The organism is [Clostridium] celerecrescens 18A, assembly GCF_002797975.1.
GTDB lineage: Bacteria > Bacillota > Clostridia > Lachnospirales > Lachnospiraceae > Lacrimispora > Lacrimispora celerecrescens.
Genome location: NZ_PGET01000001.1, coordinates 848,012 through 868,814 on the forward strand (window position 1 = coordinate 848,012; position 20,803 = coordinate 868,814).

Annotated in this window: 18 protein-coding genes; 13 read left to right on the plus strand and 5 right to left on the minus strand. The window is 43.3% G+C overall.

Features of this window, described 5'->3' with window-relative positions:
- Nucleotides 1–201 precede the first annotated feature (201 nt).
- On the plus strand, nucleotides 202–1,812 hold the full coding sequence (locus H171_RS04015; RefSeq protein ID WP_100304000.1) for a response regulator transcription factor: 1,611 nt from the start codon (nucleotides 202–204) through the stop codon (nucleotides 1,810–1,812).
- Between the two features lie 146 nt (nucleotides 1,813–1,958).
- Here H171_RS04015 and H171_RS04020 read toward each other — a convergent pair whose 3' ends face one another.
- Complete coding sequence (locus H171_RS04020; protein WP_100304001.1) at nucleotides 1,959–2,543, minus strand: class I SAM-dependent methyltransferase; 585 nt, start codon at nucleotides 2,541–2,543, stop codon at nucleotides 1,959–1,961.
- An 18-nt stretch (nucleotides 2,544–2,561) separates the two neighbouring features.
- A complete protein-coding gene (locus H171_RS04025) occupies nucleotides 2,562–4,370 on the minus strand; it encodes an aminotransferase class I/II-fold pyridoxal phosphate-dependent enzyme (protein WP_100304002.1) in 1,809 nt (602 codons plus the stop codon).
- A 205-nt stretch (nucleotides 4,371–4,575) separates the two neighbouring features.
- Between H171_RS04025 and H171_RS04030 the strand changes: the two genes are divergently transcribed.
- The 3 genes from H171_RS04030 (at nucleotide 4,576) to hcp (ending at nucleotide 7,432) form a co-directional block, all read left to right on the plus strand.
- Nucleotides 4,576–5,187 (plus strand): sugar O-acetyltransferase, encoded by a 612-nt coding sequence (locus H171_RS04030; protein ID WP_100307411.1) that lies wholly within the window; start codon nucleotides 4,576–4,578, stop codon nucleotides 5,185–5,187.
- A 150-nt stretch (nucleotides 5,188–5,337) separates the two neighbouring features.
- On the plus strand, nucleotides 5,338–5,559 hold the full coding sequence (locus tag H171_RS04035) for a permease of phosphate ABC transporter (RefSeq protein WP_100304003.1): 222 nt from the start codon (nucleotides 5,338–5,340) through the stop codon (nucleotides 5,557–5,559).
- 241 nt (nucleotides 5,560–5,800) lie between these two features.
- Nucleotides 5,801–7,432, plus strand: coding sequence for a hydroxylamine reductase (gene hcp / locus H171_RS04040; protein WP_100304004.1), 1,632 nt, complete (start codon nucleotides 5,801–5,803; stop codon nucleotides 7,430–7,432).
- 81 nt (nucleotides 7,433–7,513) lie between these two features.
- Here the strand turns inward: hcp and H171_RS04045 are convergent, their stop codons facing one another.
- Nucleotides 7,514–7,885, minus strand: a complete 372-nt coding sequence (locus H171_RS04045; protein ID WP_100304005.1) for a nuclear transport factor 2 family protein — start codon at nucleotides 7,883–7,885, stop codon at nucleotides 7,514–7,516.
- A 318-nt stretch (nucleotides 7,886–8,203) separates the two neighbouring features.
- On the opposite strand from H171_RS04045, the gene H171_RS04050 reads away from it, so the two are divergent.
- The 3 genes from H171_RS04050 (at nucleotide 8,204) to H171_RS04060 (ending at nucleotide 12,070) form a co-directional block, all read left to right on the plus strand.
- The gene (locus H171_RS04050; protein WP_024346194.1) at nucleotides 8,204–8,392 is read left to right on the plus strand and encodes a ferredoxin; all 189 of its coding nucleotides are present in this window, start codon (nucleotides 8,204–8,206) and stop codon (nucleotides 8,390–8,392) included.
- A 101-nt stretch (nucleotides 8,393–8,493) separates the two neighbouring features.
- The gene (locus H171_RS04055) at nucleotides 8,494–9,714 is read left to right on the plus strand and encodes a DUF438 domain-containing protein (RefSeq protein WP_100304006.1); all 1,221 of its coding nucleotides are present in this window, start codon (nucleotides 8,494–8,496) and stop codon (nucleotides 9,712–9,714) included.
- 679 nt (nucleotides 9,715–10,393) lie between these two features.
- Nucleotides 10,394–12,070, plus strand: a complete 1,677-nt coding sequence (locus tag H171_RS04060; protein ID WP_100304007.1) for a methyl-accepting chemotaxis protein — start codon at nucleotides 10,394–10,396, stop codon at nucleotides 12,068–12,070.
- A 244-nt stretch (nucleotides 12,071–12,314) separates the two neighbouring features.
- Here the strand turns inward: H171_RS04060 and H171_RS04065 are convergent, their stop codons facing one another.
- Nucleotides 12,315–12,947 (minus strand): GyrI-like domain-containing protein, encoded by a 633-nt coding sequence (locus H171_RS04065; RefSeq protein WP_100304008.1) that lies wholly within the window; start codon nucleotides 12,945–12,947, stop codon nucleotides 12,315–12,317.
- Nucleotides 12,948–13,170: 223 nt separating this feature from the next.
- On the opposite strand from H171_RS04065, the gene H171_RS04070 reads away from it, so the two are divergent.
- The 5 genes from H171_RS04070 (at nucleotide 13,171) to H171_RS04090 (ending at nucleotide 17,722) form a co-directional block, all read left to right on the plus strand.
- Entirely contained in the window at nucleotides 13,171–13,953 is a 783-nt protein-coding gene (locus H171_RS04070; protein WP_100304009.1) for a shikimate kinase, read from the plus strand.
- Between the two features lie 111 nt (nucleotides 13,954–14,064).
- The gene (locus H171_RS04075; RefSeq protein WP_100304010.1) at nucleotides 14,065–14,490 is read left to right on the plus strand and encodes a bacteriohemerythrin; all 426 of its coding nucleotides are present in this window, start codon (nucleotides 14,065–14,067) and stop codon (nucleotides 14,488–14,490) included.
- Entirely contained in the window at nucleotides 14,483–14,929 is a 447-nt protein-coding gene (locus H171_RS04080; protein ID WP_100304011.1) for a chemotaxis protein CheX, read from the plus strand. Before H171_RS04075 ends, H171_RS04080 begins: the two co-directional genes overlap by 8 nt.
- 140 nt (nucleotides 14,930–15,069) lie before the next feature.
- Nucleotides 15,070–16,947, plus strand: a complete 1,878-nt coding sequence (locus H171_RS04085) for an urease accessory protein UreH domain-containing protein (RefSeq protein WP_100304012.1) — start codon at nucleotides 15,070–15,072, stop codon at nucleotides 16,945–16,947.
- A 220-nt stretch (nucleotides 16,948–17,167) separates the two neighbouring features.
- Nucleotides 17,168–17,722, plus strand: a complete 555-nt coding sequence (locus tag H171_RS04090; RefSeq protein ID WP_100304013.1) for a DUF2318 domain-containing protein — start codon at nucleotides 17,168–17,170, stop codon at nucleotides 17,720–17,722.
- Here the strand turns inward: H171_RS04090 and H171_RS04095 are convergent.
- Entirely contained in the window at nucleotides 17,719–18,087 is a 369-nt protein-coding gene (locus H171_RS04095) for a winged helix-turn-helix transcriptional regulator (protein ID WP_100304014.1), read from the minus strand. The two genes, H171_RS04090 and H171_RS04095, sit on opposite strands and share 4 nt — an antisense overlap.
- Nucleotides 18,088–18,316: 229 nt before the next feature.
- Between H171_RS04095 and H171_RS04100 the strand changes: the two genes are divergently transcribed.
- Nucleotides 18,317–20,797, plus strand: coding sequence for a heavy metal translocating P-type ATPase (locus H171_RS04100; RefSeq protein ID WP_100304015.1), 2,481 nt, complete (start codon nucleotides 18,317–18,319; stop codon nucleotides 20,795–20,797).
- Nucleotides 20,798–20,803: the final 6 nt, after the last annotated feature.

Consider the following 20,803-nt stretch of genomic DNA (forward strand, 5'->3'; position numbering starts at 1 on the left):
AAAGCGGAGTAAAAAAACGGAGTAAAAAAGCGGGACAAAAGAGCAGACGATTAAGAGATACGAATTACGATACGGGTTAATGGAACCGGAATACCAGAAGAGAAGATACCTTAGTCCATAAATCAATGGGATAAGCGCAAGGGGAACCGAGGCGGAGGTATAAATGCAGGTAACCGTAAAAATTCCTTAGGAGTAATAAATATGTATCGGATTATGATCGTAGACGACGAACCGCTGATTCTGGCAGGGGTATCTTCTCTTTTAAACTGGGAAGAGCATCAGTGTAAAATAGTCAGAAAGGTCACCAATGGCCGCCAGGCTCTTGCACAAATGGAAGCTCTTCGGCCGGATATTGTGATAACGGATATTGGAATGCCTGTCATGGATGGGATCAGTTTTATGAAGGCATCTGTTGAACGAGGATATGCGGCATCTTTTATTCTCTTGTCAAACCTGGAAGAATTCACACTGGTGAAAGAAGCGCTGCGTCTGGGCGCCGTTGATTATCTCGTAAAGCTGGAGCTTGATGAGAAGGCATTGCTCGCAGCTCTGGAACGAGCCAAAGACAGATGCAACCTAACCCATCGGAGGATAGGGCTGATGGAAGGCGGAGAGGTAACCGCGGACGAGCGCATTCAAAATTATTTCAGGCATATTTTGGTTTGCGAGACGGACGCGCATCCGGATGAAAGGCTGTCTTTAATGATCCGGGAACGTTATCCTGTGCTGCTTTTGATGGTAATTCAATTTAATTACAAGCATGAGGGCTTTTCCGAGATGTTTACCATGGCTGATCAGAAAAGAATTATAACTTTTGCGGAAAATATCATTCATGAAATGGTAAAAGGTTTTTTTGACAGATGCTGTCTTCTGAAAAAGGAGCAAAAGGGTTTTATCCTTGTTCTTTCCCTGGAGGAAATGAATGATTATAAAGAGTCTGTGGAAGCAATGAGTATCAAGTTTTGCAAGGTGATCAGGGATTATTTTGACATTCCTGTGTCCATTACGGTCAGCCGGCCGGTGAGAGAGGCAGAAGGAGTTCAGGATCTTCTTTACCAGGCTATGAGCACTATGAATGAAACGTATGACAACGGTTCCAGTACAGTTGTATGTTATTTAGAAAACTGTAAAGAAAATTTCTTTCACAGCAGCAGCTTTAATGTTAATTTTTTAAAGAAGGAATTAACAGGCATCATCCGTCAAAATGACCGGGACAGCTTTTCCAATATCATGAACCAGATCATTCAGCTGTTTGCACAGTGTAAGCCATCCCGTTCCCAGGCGGTTAATGCATGCAGTAAACTTTATTACTATATTACATTCCTTTTGGAAGAGAGAGAGGACCAGCGCTTTCCCTATATTTTAGATGTGGCAGGGCAGTTAAGCAGGTTGTCTGACTTAAGTGCCGTGATCGCCTGGCTGGAGCGGTTCCGGGACCAGGTGGCAGTAGCTTTGGAGACCTATAAGGAAAGCAGGAAGGACAAGTATATTGAGCTGGTTCAGGAATATATCCGGGAGCATTACCGGGAAAAGATAACCTTAAATCAGATGTCCGCCCTGTTAAATATCAGTCAGGGACATTTAAGCAGTGTTTTTAAAAAACAGACTGGAAAAAATTTTTCGGATTATGTCTCAGAGGTCAAAATTGAAAAGGCAAAGGAGCTGATAGGAACGTATCAATATATGATGTATGAAATATCGGATATGCTTGGTTTTGATACGCAATACTACTTCAGTACTGTATTTAAAAAGATCACGGGCCATACTCCAAAGGAATATGAGAGTATAACAATCAAAAAGAACAGCTCTTGAATGATAATGCAACGGGCTGTATCCAAAAGGGCATGATACGGCGTAAAAAGAAGTAAAGAAAGGGAAAGGCGGCAGCCTTTCCCTTAATCTGATTTTTAACTTGTCTTAATTCATGACGACTGCACGAAACAGCAATAACACATTTGTTAGGAGAAGATATAAACTGCATTAAACCTGTCTTTTCTGTAAGGATCATAAAAACCGTCGCTGATATCCCAGCCGCGAAATTCTTCCTTGGAAAACAACAGGTGTTCCTCCCGGTGAGAACGCATGGGGATCTCTCCGATCAGCACTCCCTTTTTGGCAACACGCAGCAGCTCTTTCGTTGCCTTTTCTGCATATTCCTTATTATCAAAATATAGGTAAACGCCGTAGCAGATAACCTTATCAAAGGATTTATCCTTAAACGGTAAGTCTGCGGCTTCGCCGGTCAGGACCGAATTCTGCAAAAACTCGATGTGCTTTTGTACCAGGGTAGGAGAATAGTCAATGCCTACGTAATCACAGTCCAGATACTGAGCCAGGGCACCTGCACCGCATCCCACTTCAAGAACTCTGTCATGTTTATGTATATCCAGCTGCTTGATGATCTGGCTTGCTACTTCTTCCATATCTACTTTGGTGGCTTCATATCCATCGTATGCCAGAAGGTCTGTAACGGAGCTATCTGCCCGGCCTTTCCGGGTCCAGATCTGTTTCCAGGTTTCCTTTGATTCATTTTGCGTATTCATATTGATTGCCTCCTTTAATTAGCGTAATATGTGTTTCAGCGCATCCGCCAGACGTTCGTTGTCTGCCTCTGTTCTGACTGCAATGCGGATAATCTCTCTGCCTTCCATTCCTGGTTTGTGGGACAGATCCTTTACCAGAATGTTATAGCGGTTTAACAACAACTCCGCAATCTGTGTTGCCAAACAGCCATCGGTGATTTCGCACATGATGAAGTTGGCCTGTGAGGGGTAAAGCTTCAACTGTCTGATGGAATGAAGGGACTGGTATAATTTTTCTCTGGTCCTTTTAAAATGGTCCAGGGCCTCCTGATAGTCTGATTGATACTTTTCAAAAATCTGAAGAAAATACTCTGCCAGAGAGTTGATGTTCCAAATGGGCAGCTCTTTCCGGACAAGGCTGATAATTTCCGGATCGCTGCAGGTGAGGAGCCCCAGCCGCAGCCCTGGAACCCCATAGGACTTAGAAATACTTTTAATAAGAACCAGGTTCGTATACTCATCCAATATTTCCTGACACATGAGCGACGGTGATTCCTCCGCAGAGGAGAAGTCAATAAAGGATTCATCCAGAATGAGTGTGATGCTCCTTGCCTTGCAGTACCTGGCAAGAGAAAGGACATCTTTCTTTGGAATGTAATTTCCCGTGGGATTATCCGGGTTGACTAAAACCAGAGCATCCAGTTCCATATCGTTGTAAAAGTCCATAATATCCTGGGCGGTATATGTATAATCCGGAGTCGCAACCGAAAAATAAACGGGATTTTGGGAACAGGCCCCATACTCTTCAAAGGAAGGGCGCAGGACTCCGACGGCATTTTTAAAGCTATGGAGCAACGGTTTTATTAATTCTGCCGCCCCGTTTCCGGTGAGAACATGGTTTCTGTCCAGGCCCAGGGATTTCGCAGCCAGCAGGTTATTGACTTCTAGGCCGGAAGGATAGCTGGTGGTAAGGGCTTCAAAGCTGGCCTTGATCTCTCCCATAAAACGGCTGTTAGGAAAATAGGGATTGACCAGGTAACAGAAGTCCAGAAGGCCGGGGTACCGCCAGTAGCCGCCAAAGCGCTTTGATAACCGGGACAGTCTGCTTTGGGAATCTGTAAAAATGGATTCCGCAATATCTAAATCCTGTTCATCGTCGATTTCATACCAGAAACCGTTTTCCAGTCTGGTGGCTTTTAAATCGTGGTCATCCAATAGTGATATGACCTTTAATACCTGTTCATAATACTCATTGTTTCCCAAGGCTTTGCTGTACGCTTCCAGGAATGGAACGTAGTGGGTAGTAGAAAAATTGCGGCTGAACTTATAGATGTTGACAGTCTTATAGTAGGAATGAATATCCTCGAAACGGAAATCCTTCCGTGTGAGGAACTTCATAATATTGTCCTGTTCATCAAGCAGGACTACCGTCCCATCCATCCAGCTTTCAAAATGGGCTACAAGTGCCAGATTGGGATAGGGATTGTTTATGATCTGGGTCAACACTTCCTGCTCGAAAATCAGGTCAGATTCCAGCAAGATGGTATCATCTTTGAGAAGCTGGTCCTTAGCAAGGTAAAGGGAGTAGATATTGTTTGTTGTTTTGTAAACCGGATTGTCTATGTAGGTGACCGGAGTGGAGAGGGGGAGAGAGGATATAAAGGATTGCAGCTCTTCGCCCTTATGACCGGTTACAATGATGATTCGGTCCAAATGGAAATGATCCAACTGTTTCATCATGCGTTCGATCATCGGAATGCCATTTACGGTGACCATGCATTTGGGCTGGTTTTCTGTTAGCTTTTTTAAACGCCGTCCCATTCCGGCGGCCAAGATAATTGCCTGCATCGCATACTCCTTTGTTCAAAAATGTAATAATTTATAAATTATTGAACATAATACCAGATTTTTTATAGTCTGTCAATAGATGTGAAATAAAAATATATTCCCAACAAATATTATGGTGGGCCTAATGGTTGATATCCGGCGTTACATGATTTATCATTGTAGTATCCGTTTCAATTAAGATGAAAGAAGAAAGGGTGGAATGACCATGAACCAAAAAGAAAGAATGCTGGCTGGCCTGCCTTACAAGGCCTGGCTGGATGGGCTCAGTGAGGAGCGAATGGAGAACAAGCTTAAGATATACCAGTATAATCAGCTGTGCCCGAATGAAGAAGAAAAAATGGAAGAGCTGATCCGGAGTATTCTTGGAAAGGCAGGAAAGGATGTTCATATTGAGGCGCCGTTTCACTGTGATTACGGGGCCAATATTGAAGTCGGGGATTATTTCTATGCAAATTATAACTGTACGATTCTTGATGTAGGAAAGGTGATAATCGGGGACAATGTAATGTTTGCGCCCAATGTTTCTATCTATACTGCCGGTCATCCCATACATCCGGATTCCAGAAATTCAGGATATGAGTACGGAATTTCTGTCACCATAGGGAACAATGTGTGGATTGGAGGCAACGTTATCATTAATCCAGGAGTTACCATAGGAAACGATGTGGTGATCGGAGCCGGAAGCGTTGTGACAAAAGATATCCCGGATCGTGTGGTGGCTCTGGGAAATCCCTGCCGAGTAGTCCGGCAGATTGTAGAGGATGACAGAAAATACTATTATAAAAATAAAGAATTTGATGTGCAGGATTATGATTAATTCCGGTTATAACCATGACGTTAAAATTTGGACAGGATTTTCACTAAGAGTTTAATAAAATTTTTCCAAAAGCGTATACTAACTATGAATCAAGCAATCAGGACGTGACTAAGAGAACCAGAAAAAAATTCATGAAAGGAGACGGTGCGGATGAAAGAGATTTGTAAGTGCGCCGATGCATTTGTACAAAAGTGCAGCATAAAAGATTTTGCACTATTAAAGATATGCCTGTGTGCAGTAGGGATCATGGTTGGATTATCGATCCCGGAAAAAAAGAGAAAATGGCCTCTTATGGCCGCAGGTTTTGTTTTCATTTTCAGTTATATTTTGATTATGGCGAAATTTGTAAAGATTTGCATGGATGAACGTTAAAACGTTCCGGATGATTAATGTCAATTGTGGCACTGTTCCTTGGTATGACCGGCTGTATCAGCATTTTGGATGAGACAAATTGCTGATATGGCCGTTTTTATTATAGGAAAAAAATAAAAATCCAAGTATGTTGTAATAACAACGGACATAACTTTATTCCAATGGTATCCTTTAAAAAGAAAGCAGGAGCACTGTAAAAAGGTGCTGTGCATAGAAAATTTACATTAGGAGGTAATGGAATATGAGCATGTTTTGCTATCAGTGTCAGGAGACAGCAAAGAACACAGGCTGTACCATCAAAGGTGTCTGTGGCAAGAATGAGGAGGTTGCAAAGCTTCAGGACCTGCTTGTTTATGCGGTAAAAGGAATTTCTGAAATTGTTGTAAAGACAAAAACCAATGCTGCAGAGCTACATACCATCAACCACGAGGTGCTTACGAGCCTCTTTATTACGATCACAAACGCAAACTTTGATGCGGAGGCAATTGAAAAGCAGATCGTAAAGGTTCTCGGATTAAGAGACCAGCTTGCAAAGGATACAGGATACAATGGAAACCAGGATGCTGCAGTATTTACTGTGGACTCCAGAGAATCCATGCTTTCCAAGGCTTCTTTCGTAGGAGTTCTTGCAACGGAAAATGAAGATATCCGTTCCTTAAGAGAGCTGATCATCTACGGAATCAAGGGTCTGGCTGCTTACACAGAGCATGCATTCAACATTGGAAAAGAAGATGTGTCCATTTATTCCTTCATATACGAAGGAATGGCCGCAACTCTTGACGACAGCCTGACTGCCGATGATCTGGTTGCCCTGACCTTAAAGACCGGCGAATACGGAGTAAAGGGAATGGCTCTTCTTGATGAGGCCAATACATCACGTTATGGAAATCCGGAAATCACATCCGTTAATATCGGTGTCAGAAAGAATCCGGCCATTCTTATCTCCGGTCATGACCTGACAGATATGGAACAGCTTTTAGAGCAGACGAAGGGAACAGGAGTGGATGTTTACACCCATGGTGAAATGCTTCCTGCCCACTATTATCCGGCATTTAAGAAATATGACAACTTTGTAGGCAACTACGGTAACTCCTGGTGGATGCAGGTTGGCGAGTTTGAGTCCTTCCACGGACCGATTCTCTTTACCACAAACTGTATTGTTCCTCCAAAAACTCCTGAAGTTGCAGACAGAATCTTTACAACAGGTGCTGCAGGCTTCCCCGGATGTCCAAACATTTCAGCTGATGAAAACGGAAAAAAAGATTTTTCAGCTATCATAGAGATGGCAAAGAAGCTTCCTTCTCCTGATGAGATCGAAACAGGCAGTATTGTAGGCGGTTTTGCTCATAACCAGGTACTGGCACTTGCAGATAAGGTGGTTGATGCGGTGAAGTCCGGAGCCATTAAAAAGTTCTTTGTTATGGCTGGCTGCGACGGCAGAATGAAATCCAGAGAGTACTACACAGAATTTGCAAAGCAGCTTCCAGGCGATACCATCATTCTTACGGCTGGCTGTGCAAAATACAGATACAATAAGTTAGAACTGGGCGACATCGGCGGAATTCCAAGAGTTCTGGATGCGGGGCAGTGTAATGACTCCTATTCCCTGGCAGTAATTGCGCTGAAATTAAAGGAAGTTTTTGGTCTTGATGATGTCAATGAACTTCCAATCGCTTATAACATCGCATGGTATGAGCAAAAGGCCGTTATCGTACTTCTTGCACTGCTTTACTTAGGAGTGAAGAATATTCACTTAGGGCCGACATTACCTGGTTTCTTATCTCCAAACGTTGCCAAGGTTCTTGTTGATACTTTTGGAATTGCAGGAATTGGTACTGTAGAAGATGACATCGAATTCTTCATGAACGCATAATAACTGGAACCAGTCACAATAAACAGAGAGGCTGCATAACGAACGGGAGTCGGTTATGCAGCCTCTCTGTTTTGCCTTGTTTTATTTCTCGTAAGGAAAATAATGGTCTGCTTTCGATTGAAATTCTTTCAATCCTTTGATTTTCCTGTTAACATCAAAGTCAATCATTGAAACTCCGTCAAATCCATCGATTAAATTGTTATAATCGCATTTAAAATACCATTCCACAACAATTGTATTACCTTCCGAAACAAACCGCTTAATCGACCACTCTAAAACGGTTCCCGCCTTATTCCAATCAGCAAACCATTTTAAAACCTGTTCAATTCCATGATATTCCGGTCCATAACATTCGCTGTATATAATGTCATCTGAAAAGACCGTCTTTAGTACGTCTGCATCTTTTTCGATCCATGCCTGAAAATAACGTTCAACCAATTTTTTATTCCACATTTTTTACTCCTGTAAATGTAAGTCATAGCCACATTTATCTGATGCTTTATGTTTGAATATGTTCATCAATTCTTCTCCTTCATCAAATATATTCGCGGCCTGTCAACGTTTCCTGTTACAAAAAAATGTATCATATTTCTTCCCATACTTCCATACATTTATAAATGTTTATTGAAAAAATGGAAAATGTTGTAATTACAACATACAGGAAACCTTGGAAGTGGTATTCTTTAAAAAATAAAACATATCTTTGGAAAATGGATAATTTGTAAAGAAATTACCAACAATAAAGATATCTTTGGGAAAGGAGTTGTTGATATGAAAGCAACAGTAGATAGAGAGGGTTGTATAGAATGCGGACTGTGTGCATCGATCTGTCCAGAGGTGTTCCGAATGGGGGATGACGGACCTGCAGAAGCATATGTGGATGAGGTGCCGGAGTCTGCGGAGCAAACGGCAGTTGAAGCGCAGGAGGGCTGTCCTGTTTCGGTAATAACAGTAGAATAATCGGGAAGAGCGCCTCCTTCTGAGGGAAATGATCCAATCAGACGGGGGCGTTTTTTATACAATGGGAAGTAGATTCAGGCCGTGGAAGAAGGAGGAATACTATGAGTGAATATATTAACAATCGCGAAATGAGGCAAAATGCGATTAAAGAGATCATTAAAAAGCTACATGAAGGAAAATCAGTGGAAGAGGTAAAGCAGCTGTTTGAAGAGGCTTTTCAAGGTGTGTCTGCCTCTGAAATTTCTGCGGCTGAGGCTGCTCTGATCGCAGATGGTCTGCCGGTGGAGGAGGTACAGAAGCTATGTGATGTCCACGCCTCAGTTTTTAAAGGTTCCATTGAAGAAATCCATCAGCCGGATGATCCGGCCTTAATTCCTGGACATCCGTTAAATGTGTTGGTCAAAGAGAATAAAAAAATTGCTCATATTATTGAAAACGGAATCCGCCCGTATCTGGTACTGACAAAAGAAAATGTTAAGGAAGAATTTTCAAAGCTTAAGGAAGGCGTAAATCAATTAAAAGACTTATCCGTTCATTATAGGAAGAAGGAAAATCTGCTGTTTCCATACATGGAGAAATACGGAATTACGGCACCTCCAAAAGTTATGTGGGGAGTGGATGATGAGATCAGGAATCAAGTAAAAGAAACAGTGGATGTGCTTGATCAGAACGTAAAAATCAATGAATCCCTGGTACAGAAGATTGAAAATTTACTGGATAAGATCACGGAAATGATATTTAAAGAAGAAAATATCATGGTCCCCATGCTTTTAGAACAGCTGACCCAGGAAGAGTGGAAAACAATTGCAGATGAAAGCGGAGAAATAGGTTTTATGATCGACCATGTACCGCAATGGAATCCTGCCGCAGCCGACAAGGGAAAGGACAAGACGGAGATAAAGGAAGCAGGAGAAGCAGGTCTTATAAAACTTCCTTCCGGAGAATTTAAATTGGAAGAGCTGACCTCCATGTTAAATACACTCCCCTTTGACATTACCTTTGTAAATAAGGATGATGAGGTAAAGTATTTTTCAGAAGGAAAGGAACGGGCTTTTCCGAGAACAAAAGCAATTATCGGCAGAAATGTTTCCAATTGCCACCCGCCGGCCAGTGTCCATATTGTTGAAACGATTGTTGAGGATTTCAAAACCGGAAGGAAAGATCAGGAAGACTTCTGGATCAAAATGGCTGGAAAATATATTTTGATCCGTTATTATGCGGTGAGAAGTCGTGAAGGAGAGTATCTTGGCGTTCTGGAAGTAACCCAGGACACAAAACCCATACAAGAGATTACCGGGGAAAAGAGGCTGATTTCTGAATAGAAGTTCCATATGTATAGCCGTCCGGCCAGAGCTTTTTTGTGCTCTGGCTGGTTTTTTGAGTCGAGAATTTGGCTGGATTTTGGAAAACTTTATTATGATATATCAGAATATTAATGAAAAATCCATATATTTTACACAAAAAATATTTAATTAGCATAATAAATAAAATAAAAAGACGCAGTATATTTGGTACTGCGGTTACAAAATTATGTATATTTCGACAATATTCATTATACAACAGAAAAATATTATTTGTCAATTATCAAATAAATTTATAATTGAGGCAATAAAAAAGAATTTTCATTTGAATTATTGTAGCGGATTGAGAATATTTTTTAGAAAAATTGCATATAAGCCGTCAATAACATCGTCATATCGCGGGTCAATATATTTTTTGTTTTCCATGCATTGATAACAAAATTCACCCGCGCTTTAATAAGTAAAAAATGTAACTCCATTGCAGAGGACTTTATTACAATAAATTCTGTGGGAAGTAATTAAAAGCCGTCATATTCTCCGTCATGGCCTTCTGTAGCCCTTTAAATATCATATAATTCCTCATAAACCGCAGTACCAAATATACTGCGAATACTTCTGTCAGGACAGCGTAGCGCTCCCGGATAGGGAAGCCAGATTGTCCTATTTTTAATCATACCTAAGAGAACAGGGAGGAAATAAAATGAAAAGCTTTAAGGATTTCAGTATTTCGCGAAAACTGCTGACGGGTTTTTTAAGCCTGACGCTTATTATGTTGCTGGTCGGGGGTGCAGGAATTGCCGGACTTGCCAGGATCAGTCAAATGGATACATACATGTATAAAGGGCAGACGGCTCCAATGAAAGATTTATTTGAGGCACTTGAATGTCTTTATCAGTTCCGGGTGGACTCCAGAGCCATGGTAATCTATGCGGGAGATGCCCAGAAGCTTGATGAACTGAAGCAGAGCTTTGACAGTGGATCGGAGAAATTTTTATCCAGCATAGAGGCTTACCGCAAGACCATATCCATTCCGGAATCTTTTACCCTTTTGGATGAGTCTGTTTCGCTATTTAATGAATCCTTTAAGCCAGCCGTAGAGAAGTGTATGGATGAGGCAAAGGCAGGTAATGAGACTGCCGCATGGGAGGCACTTCTTCAGGAAACGAATAATATTCAAAAAATGTTCGATAATTTTAATAAGTTAATTGACAACCGGATGGATGAAGCCGGAAAGACCAATGACTCCAATCATGATACTGCATTGTGGCTGACCGTTATTCTGGTTCTTTTTGTTGCATTAGGAGCCGGTATAGCAGTATTTTTAGGGGCAAGAATCTCGAAAATGATCAGTCAGCCAATTGAGCAGGTTGTGGATGCCGCCAACCGGATCGCATTAGGGCATGTGGATGTGGAGCTTGGCAATATTGATTCAAAGGATGAAACCGGCCAGCTTGCCAAAGCTTTTACTAAGATGATCGACAGCATTGGAAAACAGGTGGATGCTGCCGACAGGATCAGCAACGGAGATTTTACCAATGAGGTACCCCTTCGTTCTAACCAGGACATCCTTGGACTTGCGCTGCAGAAAATCAGAAAAGATTTAAATCACACACTGTTATTAATAAGCACTGCATCCGACCAGGTCAATGCAGGGGCTGAACAGGTTTCCTCTGCGGCGCAGGCTCTGGCTTCCGGAACTGCAGAGCAGGCAGCTACAGTTGAGGAACTGAATGCTTCCGTCAGCAGAGTGGCGGAGCAGGCAGAAGAAAATGATAAAAATGTTCAAAGGGCTGCTGACTATGTCGGGCAGGCCGGTAATGGGATTAGTGAGAGCAACGAATACATGCGAAAGCTGAATGGGGCCATGAAGGAAATCGGATCGGCTTCTGATAAAATATCAAACATCACGAAAGTGATTGAAGATATAGCATTCCAGACGAACATACTTGCACTCAATGCAGCCGTGGAATCTGCCCGTGCAGGAGAGGCTGGCAAAGGATTTGCAGTGGTTGCTGATGAAGTCAGGAGCCTTGCCGGAAAATCTGCGGAAGCAGCCAAGCAGACGGCTGATTTGATCAGACATTCGGTGACCAGTGTTGCAGAGGGTGAGAAATTAGCCGATGAGACGGCAAAGGTTCTTCAGGGAGTTGCGAAGCAGGCGGAGTTTGTGGAACAAGCGATTAAAGGAATCGAAGAATCCTCATCCCAGCAGGTACAGGTGATTGAACAGATCAATCAGGGGTTATACCAGGTATCTGCAGTTGTTCAGACAAACGCTGCGACCGCAGAAGAGAGTTCTTCTTCCAGTGAAGAGCTGGCTGCCCAGGCGCAGATGCTCCAGCAGGAAGTAGGAAGATTCAGACTTTTTAAAGAATAGGTACACATACTCGCTAAAGCGGAGCAGACTTTACCTCAAGGGCATTTCTGTGGAGAACTCATCCATCATGGGCGAAGGATATGGAACTAAAAGAAAATTTCATAATTCAGAAAACGGATGAAGCAATAAAACTTATTCGCATCATCCGTTATTTGTATCTTTATCTGTATCTTTAATTGCAACTTATTATACAAATTCTTGCAATTACCGTAAAGTTCTCTGGTCTAATAATGCATCTCTCTCATTACTTGATAATAGGATAGCGAATTATTGTTTTCAATTTTTCGGGAGATGTTTTACGCGGATCGTTTAGATACAATTCATGATGTTTGCGCTTGCCCGAAAGATCAATCCTATAACCCGATTCTGCAACGAATGTTTTTAGGGCGTGAATTGTTGCCGGTTCGCTATCATAGGAGCCTGTGTGCATAACCTGAGCGCAAAGCCCCTCAGTGAAAACTTCAAGCCGCGCAATCGATGAATCAAGGCTGGGCTTCTTTTTTGAAAGGTGGATTTTCACCTCTTCAAAGACTTCTGGCGTGACGAACTCCGGCATTCGCATCATGGATGTCCAACAAAACGCGTTCTTATCTGTTATACCTGTTTCAACGACGCCTGTATCCGTTGACCACAAACCTTCCAAGGGGGGAACAACAAAATCATAATACCCTTTGAGCTGCCTGCCGCTCGTTTTGCTCATTTTTACAGTATAGGCCAAACCATAGAGGACTTCTATTGCCGTCTGATATGCCTCACTGGTATTTGGATCACCGTGCCCATCAATCATAATGAAAGTCATTTCCGGCACTTCGATGATGGCTGGTTTCGCGCCCGGCTGGTATAAATCCTTTTCTATCTTTTTGAAATCAATCGCCATAAGACATACCACCTTTCGTTCATATGATATACTTTTATAATAAATTATATCATGTTTGCCTGCCTTAAAACAACGAATTTATATGATTAATGAGTAAATTTGTCCCATTGAACGTAAAAAGTCCCTGATAAAACAATCCGAAAGAATTGCTTTACAGCTTGCCTCCATATTATGTATAATGTAAAAACATAAAGGAACGACAAGATAATTATGGAGAGACGGTATGAGAGAGCTGAATGAAATAAGAAAAGATCTAAATCGCTGTGACATGGAAATTTTAGACCTTCTGAGGCGTCGACTTAGTTACGCAGCAGAGATCATGGAATACAAGAAGGAGCAAGGACTTCCTATATTTCAGATGGAAGAGGAGAAACTCCGCCACGAAACGTTACAAGCTGCATTAGGAGATCATGATTATTGCGACGAATTGTTAAGAATTTTCAAACAAATTGATGAGGAAATCAAATGTGTACAGAGCAAAAGACTGTTTGACCATAACATTGCTTTGATTGGGTTTATGGGAACAGGAAAGAGTACGGTTTCCGAATACTTAAGGGATATGCTGGCCATGAAGGAAGTGGATGTTGATGCCATGATCGTGGAGGACCAGAAGATGCCCATCCGGGATATATTTGAAAAATACGGAGAAGAGTATTTCAGGGACTGTGAAAGCAATGCGATCCTTAACTTACAAAACTGTAGCCAGACTATTATTTCCTGTGGCGGCGGCGCGGTAATACGTGAGGAAAATGTTAAAAATCTTAAAAAGGGCAGTTGTATCGTACTTCTAACTGCCAGCCCTGAAACCATTTTGGAGAGAGTAAAGGATGATGGCGGGCGTCCAATTTTAAACGGAAATATGAACGTTGAATTCATAAAAGAGCTTATGGCAAAACGTAAGGATTTTTATGAAAAAGCAGCGGATATAATCGTAGAAACAGATCATAAAAGTGTACAGCAGATATGTGAAGAATTGATTATTTCCCTGATTCAATTTGAACATTGACTTGTATCCGAATCGTGCTATAATACTGGCATGAGCAAAGATTTCAAACGAATGATAAAGGATATACCGGCTTGATGAGCCGGTATATTTTAAAGAAAGGACAGGATAACGATGCTTTGGAAGGATAAGTATGAGCTGGGTGTACCGTTGATTGATGTACAGCATATGGAACTGTTTCAGCGGGTAGAAATTTTTATGAAAGTATTACGTTCATCCGCTTCCTGGGATGAAAAAGTAGAAAAGGTTAATGAAACATTAGATTTTATGAATGCGTATGTGGTAGAGCATTTCCGTGACGAGGAGGCTTACCAGGAGAAAATCGGTTATCCGGGCAGGGAGGAGCATAAAAAGATCCATACCGATATGGTAAATTATGTCCTTGCAGTTACGGAAGAATATAAGCGCAGCGGTTATGACGAGCAGCTGATGCAGAAGTTCGCTGGAAAGCTTATGACATGGCTTATCAATCATGTTGCTGCAGAAGACCAGCGCATTGCTGCTTATGCGATTTCAAAGGGGGTAGCGAAGAATGACTGATCTTTATGGCCCTTTTTTAGAAGCAACCCGGAATGTATTTAAGCTGATGCTTGAACTTACTGATGTTTCCGATCACCCGGCAGATTCCTTTGCATGTGAGGAGGAACTAGATGTTTCCATCGGCTTTATTGGAGATCTTAAGGGCGAAGTGATTTACCGTCTTCCTCATGAGACGTCTCTCGGCATCGTAAATATCATGAGCGGCATGGAATTTGATGCGGTAGATGAGTTTGTAACTTCTGCCGTATCTGAAGTTGCCAATATTATCAGCGGAAATGTTCTTACCATGCTTGCAGGGGAAGATCTGACCTGTGATATCCTTCCACCGGTTTTACGTAAGCTGGATGAGAGCGGAGAATATACATTCCATACAGCCTGCTGCGTGACCACATCCATCGGTGATGTTTGTCTGGATATAAGGCTTAATCAGGCAGAGTAATTATAAATACATAATGAACACGTGTATATCATTTGTACGAATGATATACACGTTTTTTTATAAAAAAATCTCATCTACACAATTTCTACAAATCGACCTGCTATTCTTTGTTTCAGAAATTGAAAAAAGGAGGACAGACGATGGGATCTGCTGTTAGAACTAAAAAATTACGGATCGGCGGGATGACCTGTATCAGCTGTCAAAATAAAATTGAAAAAAAATTGCGCAACACGGCTGGAATCGAAAAAGCAGAAGTAAGTTACAGCGCCGGAACTGCTGTCATCACCTTTGATACGGATATTATTTCGTATAAAAGCATTGTAGGAATTATTGAAGGTCTGGATTACAAGGTATTAACAGATCATGTAAAGGAGGGACCGGATAGCAGCCGGGTCATAGGAATCCTGCTCATCATTGTTTCCTTATATATGCTGATCCAGCAATTTGGTCTTTTAAACCTGCTTGCGCCCAGCCAGCTGGCAGATGAAAAGATGAGCTATGGAATGCTGTTTGTCATCGGCCTGGTTACATCCGTTCATTGTGTGGCAATGTGCGGCGGAATCAATCTGTCCCAGTGTATTCCAAAAAGCGGAGATGCTGTCTCAGAAAAGAGCCGTTTTTCTACATTCCGGCCAACATTTCTTTATAACCTGGGACGGGTGATCTCTTACACTGCAGTAGGCTTCCTGGTGGGAGCGCTGGGATCAGTGGTAACGTTTTCTAATACTCTTCAGGGAGTATTAAAGCTGGCTGCCGGAGTGTTTATGGTCATTATGGGCATAAACATGCTGGGGATTTTCCCGTGGCTGCGCAGGCTGAATCCGAGAATGCCTCAAATTTTTGCAAAAAAAATTGACAAAGAAAAATCAAAAAGCAGCAGTCCTCTGATTGTGGGTCTGCTAAACGGCCTTATGCCATGCGGCCCCTTACAGGCGATGCAGATCTATGCATTGTCTACGGGAAGTCCCTTTTCCGGTGCGCTGTCCATGTTCCTGTTCAGCCTCGGTACCGTACCTCTGATGTTCGGGCTTGGAGCACTTTCCTCAGCACTGGGAAAAAAGTTTACAAGCAAGGTCATGACAATGGGAGCGGTGCTGGTTGTGGTACTGGGGATGTCCATGTTTTCCCAGGGGGTAAGCCTGTCAGGATTCCAGGCACCGGAATTATTCTCAAGTGGCGGAAACAACGCTTATGCAGCCGGAGGGCAGGTGAAAAAGGAAGATATAAAAATAGAAGACGGAGTTCAGATCATAAACAGTACACTTTCTCCAGGTAAATATCCCAACATCAATGTTCAGAAAGGGATTCCGGTAAAATGGATCATTGATGCGCCCCAGGGAAGCATAAACGGCTGTAACAACCGGATGATTATCCGGGATCTTGGCATTGAATATTCCTTTAAGACCGGAGAAAATGTCATTGAATTTACTCCTGAAAAAACAGGGAAGATCTCTTACAGCTGTTGGATGGGGATGATCCGCGGGTCCATCTACGTGACGGAAGAGGGAGATACGAATAACAGCACAGGCTCTGATGGAGAGGGTGTATTAAAAGAATATGCGCCGGAAGAACCAGTAGCAGCCGGTTATACAATTCCAACGGATGAGATTGCTGTTGCGGAAGACGCAACGGATGAATACGGAAACAGCATTCAGAGAATTACGATGGAACTTACGGATGAAGGCTTTAAGCCGGCAGCGGCAGTGGTGAAATCCGGTGTGGATGTGGAATGGAATATTATTGACAATACGTCTGGTGACACCTATGGAACCCTGCTTCTTGTTCCTGATTTTGCTACCCAGCTTCCTCTTGAAAAGGGAGAAAACAGCCTATATTTTACACCCGCAGGAAATTTTGACTTTTCCACCGGAGATAATGCTTTTTATGGGTATATCAAGGTTGTGGATGATTTAGATAACTTAGATACGGACGCTATTAAGAAAGAAATAAGCAGTTTTAAGACTCTTATCTGGCCCGAAGATACCTTCCAGGGAGCAGGCGGTTCCTGCTGCGGATAAACAGGGAATCGATCTGTTTCGATTGAGGAAAACCCTTCCAGGGATACCATAATGCCCTGGAAAGATGGGAAGGAAAGAGGAAAGGAGAACGGATTGATGAGCTTTTTATTAAGTCACTGGCACTGCATACTCCCGGTTTTAGGTATTATCATAGCAATGTTTTTTATGGGAGACAAACAGAAAAAGAATTAACAAAGTATAAATTCAGGAGGACATTTACATGTTACAGAAATTTCAGAACGGATATGACATAAGAGACGGAAAGAAACGCAGTGGACTTCCAATGAAGCTTGCGGTACTGATGATAGCTGCCGCAGCTCTTACTGCATGTGCACCCAAGGATACGGCGGAGAAAACAGAATCAACCAAAGCGGCGGCAGAAAGTACCCAAAAGGTGGAGAATGGAGAGACACTTGTAATTCCGGTAAAGGATATTTCAAGCACGGCCCAGTTTTATCCGGTTGATGTGGACGGTACTAAGATGGAGGTCATAGCTGTCCAGGCTCCGGATGGAACGATCCGGACAGCATTTAACACCTGCCAGGTATGTTATGATTCGGGAAGAGGATACTATAAGCAGGAGGGAGATGCTCTTGTCTGCCAGAACTGCGGAAACCGTTTTCCAATGAACCGGGTGGAAGTGGAGGCAGGCGGATGCAATCCCTGGCCTATTTTTGACAAGGAAAAGACCGTGACAGACGAGTCCATCACGATCTCTTATGATTTCCTTAAGGAATCCAAGGATATATTTGCCAACTGGAAGGCTTCTTATTAAGAGTTTTTTGTGGGGAATTTCATGGAGCAGCTTACGGTAAGGCCATTCTGCCTTAAGTAATCTGCTCCCCAATTATACATGGTTTCCAGAATAGGGCGGATACTGTTTCCCAGATCTGAAAGCATATACTCCACCTTTGGCGGCACCACCGGATATACGGTACGGATGATTAACTGATCCTCCTCCAGTTCCCGCAGCTGTTGGGTGAGCATTTTGGGTGTTGCCTGGGGGATGAGCTTGCGAAGCTCTCCAAACCGAAGGGTATTGTTAATTAAGTGCCATAAGATGAGGGCTTTGTATTTCCCTCCGATCATATCCAATGTGGCATCTACCGGGCAATGATAAGTTGTGCAGTCGTTGTTCATTTAAAGTCTCCTCCCTTAGTATCATTTTGGGTACTATAACACAAAAAAGTGCATACTTGCAAATTTCGCAATTAGTGCCATAATAATAACATGAGTACTCGAAAAATACAAGATAACAGGATAGTATATTTTTGGAGGCCATGGAAAAATTAGTATTATTGTGATCTTTGCCGACGCCGGAGGGGACGCCCAAAGGAAGGGGCAGTAAAAAATAGTGAGGTGAATCAGAATGGAAAGTCAAATTTTAAATATAAGGGGCATGACCTGTGCAGCCTGTGCGCAGAGAATTGAAAAAACAGTGCGAAAGCTTTCCGGTATCAGCCAGGCGAATGTGAATCTGGCTAGTGAAAAGCTGTTTGTGGAATATGACAGCAGCGCCCTTGAACTTTCTGCAATTAAAGCAGCAGTATCAAAAATCGGTTATGAAGTGGTGGAAAAATCCGAAAATGCCAATGTGACCATACCAATCGGTGGAATGACCTGTGCGGCCTGCGCCAAACGTATAGAAAAAGTTGTGGGAAAGCTGGAAGGCGTGATAAGTACATCGGTTAATTTTGCAACTGAAAAAGCTACGGTTACCTATGATCCTCAGAAGGTCAGGATGTCAGCCATACGGGCGGCCATTGAAAAGGCAGGCTACAAGGCTCTGGAAGTAAACAAAGCGGATGCAGCGGATGAGGACCGGGCCCGTAAGCAGCGGGAGATTAAGACCCTATGGACGAAGTTCATCGTGTCTGCGGTGTTTTCCATACCTCTTCTCTACGTTGCCATGGCACCCATGATTAAAATCATCAGTCTGCCTTTCCCGGCAGGGATCGCACCCATGGAGTACCCCCTGATCTATGCTCTTGTAGAACTACTGCTGGTGGTTCCGGTCATAGGCGTTGGATATAAATTCTATACCATAGGCTTTAAAGCCCTGTTTCAGAGAAGTCCAAATATGGATTCCCTGATCGCCATAGGAACTACCGCTGCTGTTCTTTACAGCATCTACAACACGTTCCAGATTGCAGAAGGTCATTTTATGGCAGTGGATTCCCTGTATTTTGAATCTGCGGGAGTTATCATCACCCTTATTCTGCTGGGAAAATCCCTGGAGGCAGTTTCAAAGGGAAGAACCAGTGAAGCGATCAAGAAGCTCATGGGCCTTGCGCCCAAGACTGCAATCATTCTTGAAGACGGCGTGGAAAAAGAGATTCCTATTGACGAAGTAGAAATCGGTGATATGATTTTAGTAAAGCCCGGCGAAAAGATCCCGGTAGACGGAACCGTGATAGGCGGCCACACTGCCATCGATGAATCCATGCTGACCGGTGAAAGCATGCCGGTGGATAAAAAAGAAGGGGACCAGGTTTATGCCGCTTCCCTAAACACCACAGGAACCATTCAGTTCAGAGCGGAAAAGATCGGCAGCGATACAGCCCTTGCTCAGATCATCAAGCTGGTAGAGGACGCTCAGGGCTCAAAGGCTCCGATTGCTCAGATGGCAGACATTGTTTCCGGATATTTCGTTCCGGTCGTTTGTGTGATTGCCCTGCTTTCCGGTATTGCCTGGTATATCGGCACCGCCGGAGACTTAAAGTTTGCACTTACCATATTTATTTCAGTTCTGGTTATCGCCTGCCCATGTGCCTTAGGTCTTGCGACACCTACTGCTATCATGGTTGGAACCGGAAAGGGCGCAGAAAACGGTATCCTGATCAAGGGCGGAGAAGCTCTTGAGACAGCCCATAAAATCAGTACGATCGTATTTGATAAAACAGGCACAATTACCGAAGGGAAACCCACGGTGACTGATGTTCTGGCCGTAGAAGGGGTTTCCAAAGAACTGCTGCTTCAGCTTACGGCTTCTGCAGAAAAGGGTTCCGAGCATCCCCTGGGGCAGGCAATTGTCCATGGTGCGGAAGATGCAGGACTTACCTTAAGTGCAGCGGAACATTTTGAGTCCTTAACCGGACGGGGGATAGAAGCGAAGATAGACGGAGAAGATATCCTTGCCGGGAACCGGAAGCTGATGACGGAACGAAGCATTTCCTTAACAGGAATGGAAGAAGCTTCAGACCAGCTGGCCGGGGAAGGAAAAACACCGATGTATGTAGCCATTAACGGCAAGCTGGCAGGTATTGTAGCCGTTGCGGACGTTGTAAAGGAATCCAGCAGGGCTGCCATTGAAAGCCTGCATAAGATGGGCATAGAAGTAGCCATGATTACCGGTGACAATAAGAGAACTGCAGAGGCGATTGCAAAGCAGGTAGGAATTGACCGGGTACTGTCCGAGGTTCTTCCTCAGGATAAATCCGATGAAGTCAGGAAGCTGCAGGCCGAAGGCCGCAAGGTAGCCATGGTAGGTGACGGAATCAACGACGCTCCGGCTCTTGCCCAGGCGGATATCGGTATCGCAATCGGTTCCGGTACAGACGTAGCCATGGAATCCGCTGACATCGTTCTCATGCGTTCCGATTTAATGGATGTGCCCACAGCCATCAACTTAAGCAAGCAGACCATCCGAAATATCAAGCAAAACCTTTTCTGGGCCTTCGGTTATAATGTGATTGGAATCCCAATTGCTGCAGGGCTTTTACATCTGCTCTTTAACGGGCCGCTTCTTAATCCGATTTTTGCGGCAGCAGCCATGAGCTTAAGCTCAGTTTCCGTGCTGACGAACGCATTGCGGCTGAAACGATTCAAACCAACCACAGGAACGAGGTGAACCGGA

Bases quoted from the DNA above. Each gene is read 5' to 3' on its own strand.
- H171_RS04065 (WP_100304008.1), bottom strand. From the start codon at position 12,947: ATGGCGATTGATTTCAAAAAGATAGAAAAGGATTTATACCAGCCGGGC.
- H171_RS04100 (WP_100304015.1), top strand. From the start codon at position 18,317: ATGGAAAGTCAAATTTTAAATATAAGGGGCATGACCTGTGCAGCCTGT.
- H171_RS04025 (WP_100304002.1), bottom strand. From the start codon at position 4,370: ATGCAGGCAATTATCTTGGCCGCCGGAATGGGACGGCGTTTAAAAAAG.
- H171_RS04060 (WP_100304007.1), top strand. From the start codon at position 10,394: ATGAAAAGCTTTAAGGATTTCAGTATTTCGCGAAAACTGCTGACGGGT.
- H171_RS04020 (WP_100304001.1), bottom strand. From the start codon at position 2,543: ATGAATACGCAAAATGAATCAAAGGAAACCTGGAAACAGATCTGGACC.
- hcp (WP_100304004.1), top strand. From the start codon at position 5,801: ATGAGCATGTTTTGCTATCAGTGTCAGGAGACAGCAAAGAACACAGGC.
- H171_RS04085 (WP_100304012.1), top strand. From the start codon at position 15,070: ATGGGATCTGCTGTTAGAACTAAAAAATTACGGATCGGCGGGATGACC.
- H171_RS04095 (WP_100304014.1), bottom strand. From the start codon at position 18,087: ATGAACAACGACTGCACAACTTATCATTGCCCGGTAGATGCCACATTG.
- H171_RS04090 (WP_100304013.1), top strand. From the start codon at position 17,168: ATGTTACAGAAATTTCAGAACGGATATGACATAAGAGACGGAAAGAAA.
- H171_RS04035 (WP_100304003.1), top strand. From the start codon at position 5,338: ATGAAAGAGATTTGTAAGTGCGCCGATGCATTTGTACAAAAGTGCAGC.
- H171_RS04070 (WP_100304009.1), top strand. From the start codon at position 13,171: ATGAGAGAGCTGAATGAAATAAGAAAAGATCTAAATCGCTGTGACATG.
- H171_RS04045 (WP_100304005.1), bottom strand. From the start codon at position 7,885: ATGTGGAATAAAAAATTGGTTGAACGTTATTTTCAGGCATGGATCGAA.
- H171_RS04030 (WP_100307411.1), top strand. From the start codon at position 4,576: ATGAACCAAAAAGAAAGAATGCTGGCTGGCCTGCCTTACAAGGCCTGG.
- H171_RS04075 (WP_100304010.1), top strand. From the start codon at position 14,065: ATGCTTTGGAAGGATAAGTATGAGCTGGGTGTACCGTTGATTGATGTA.
- H171_RS04080 (WP_100304011.1), top strand. From the start codon at position 14,483: ATGACTGATCTTTATGGCCCTTTTTTAGAAGCAACCCGGAATGTATTT.
- H171_RS04015 (WP_100304000.1), top strand. From the start codon at position 202: ATGTATCGGATTATGATCGTAGACGACGAACCGCTGATTCTGGCAGGG.
- H171_RS04050 (WP_024346194.1), top strand. From the start codon at position 8,204: ATGAAAGCAACAGTAGATAGAGAGGGTTGTATAGAATGCGGACTGTGT.
- H171_RS04055 (WP_100304006.1), top strand. From the start codon at position 8,494: ATGAGTGAATATATTAACAATCGCGAAATGAGGCAAAATGCGATTAAA.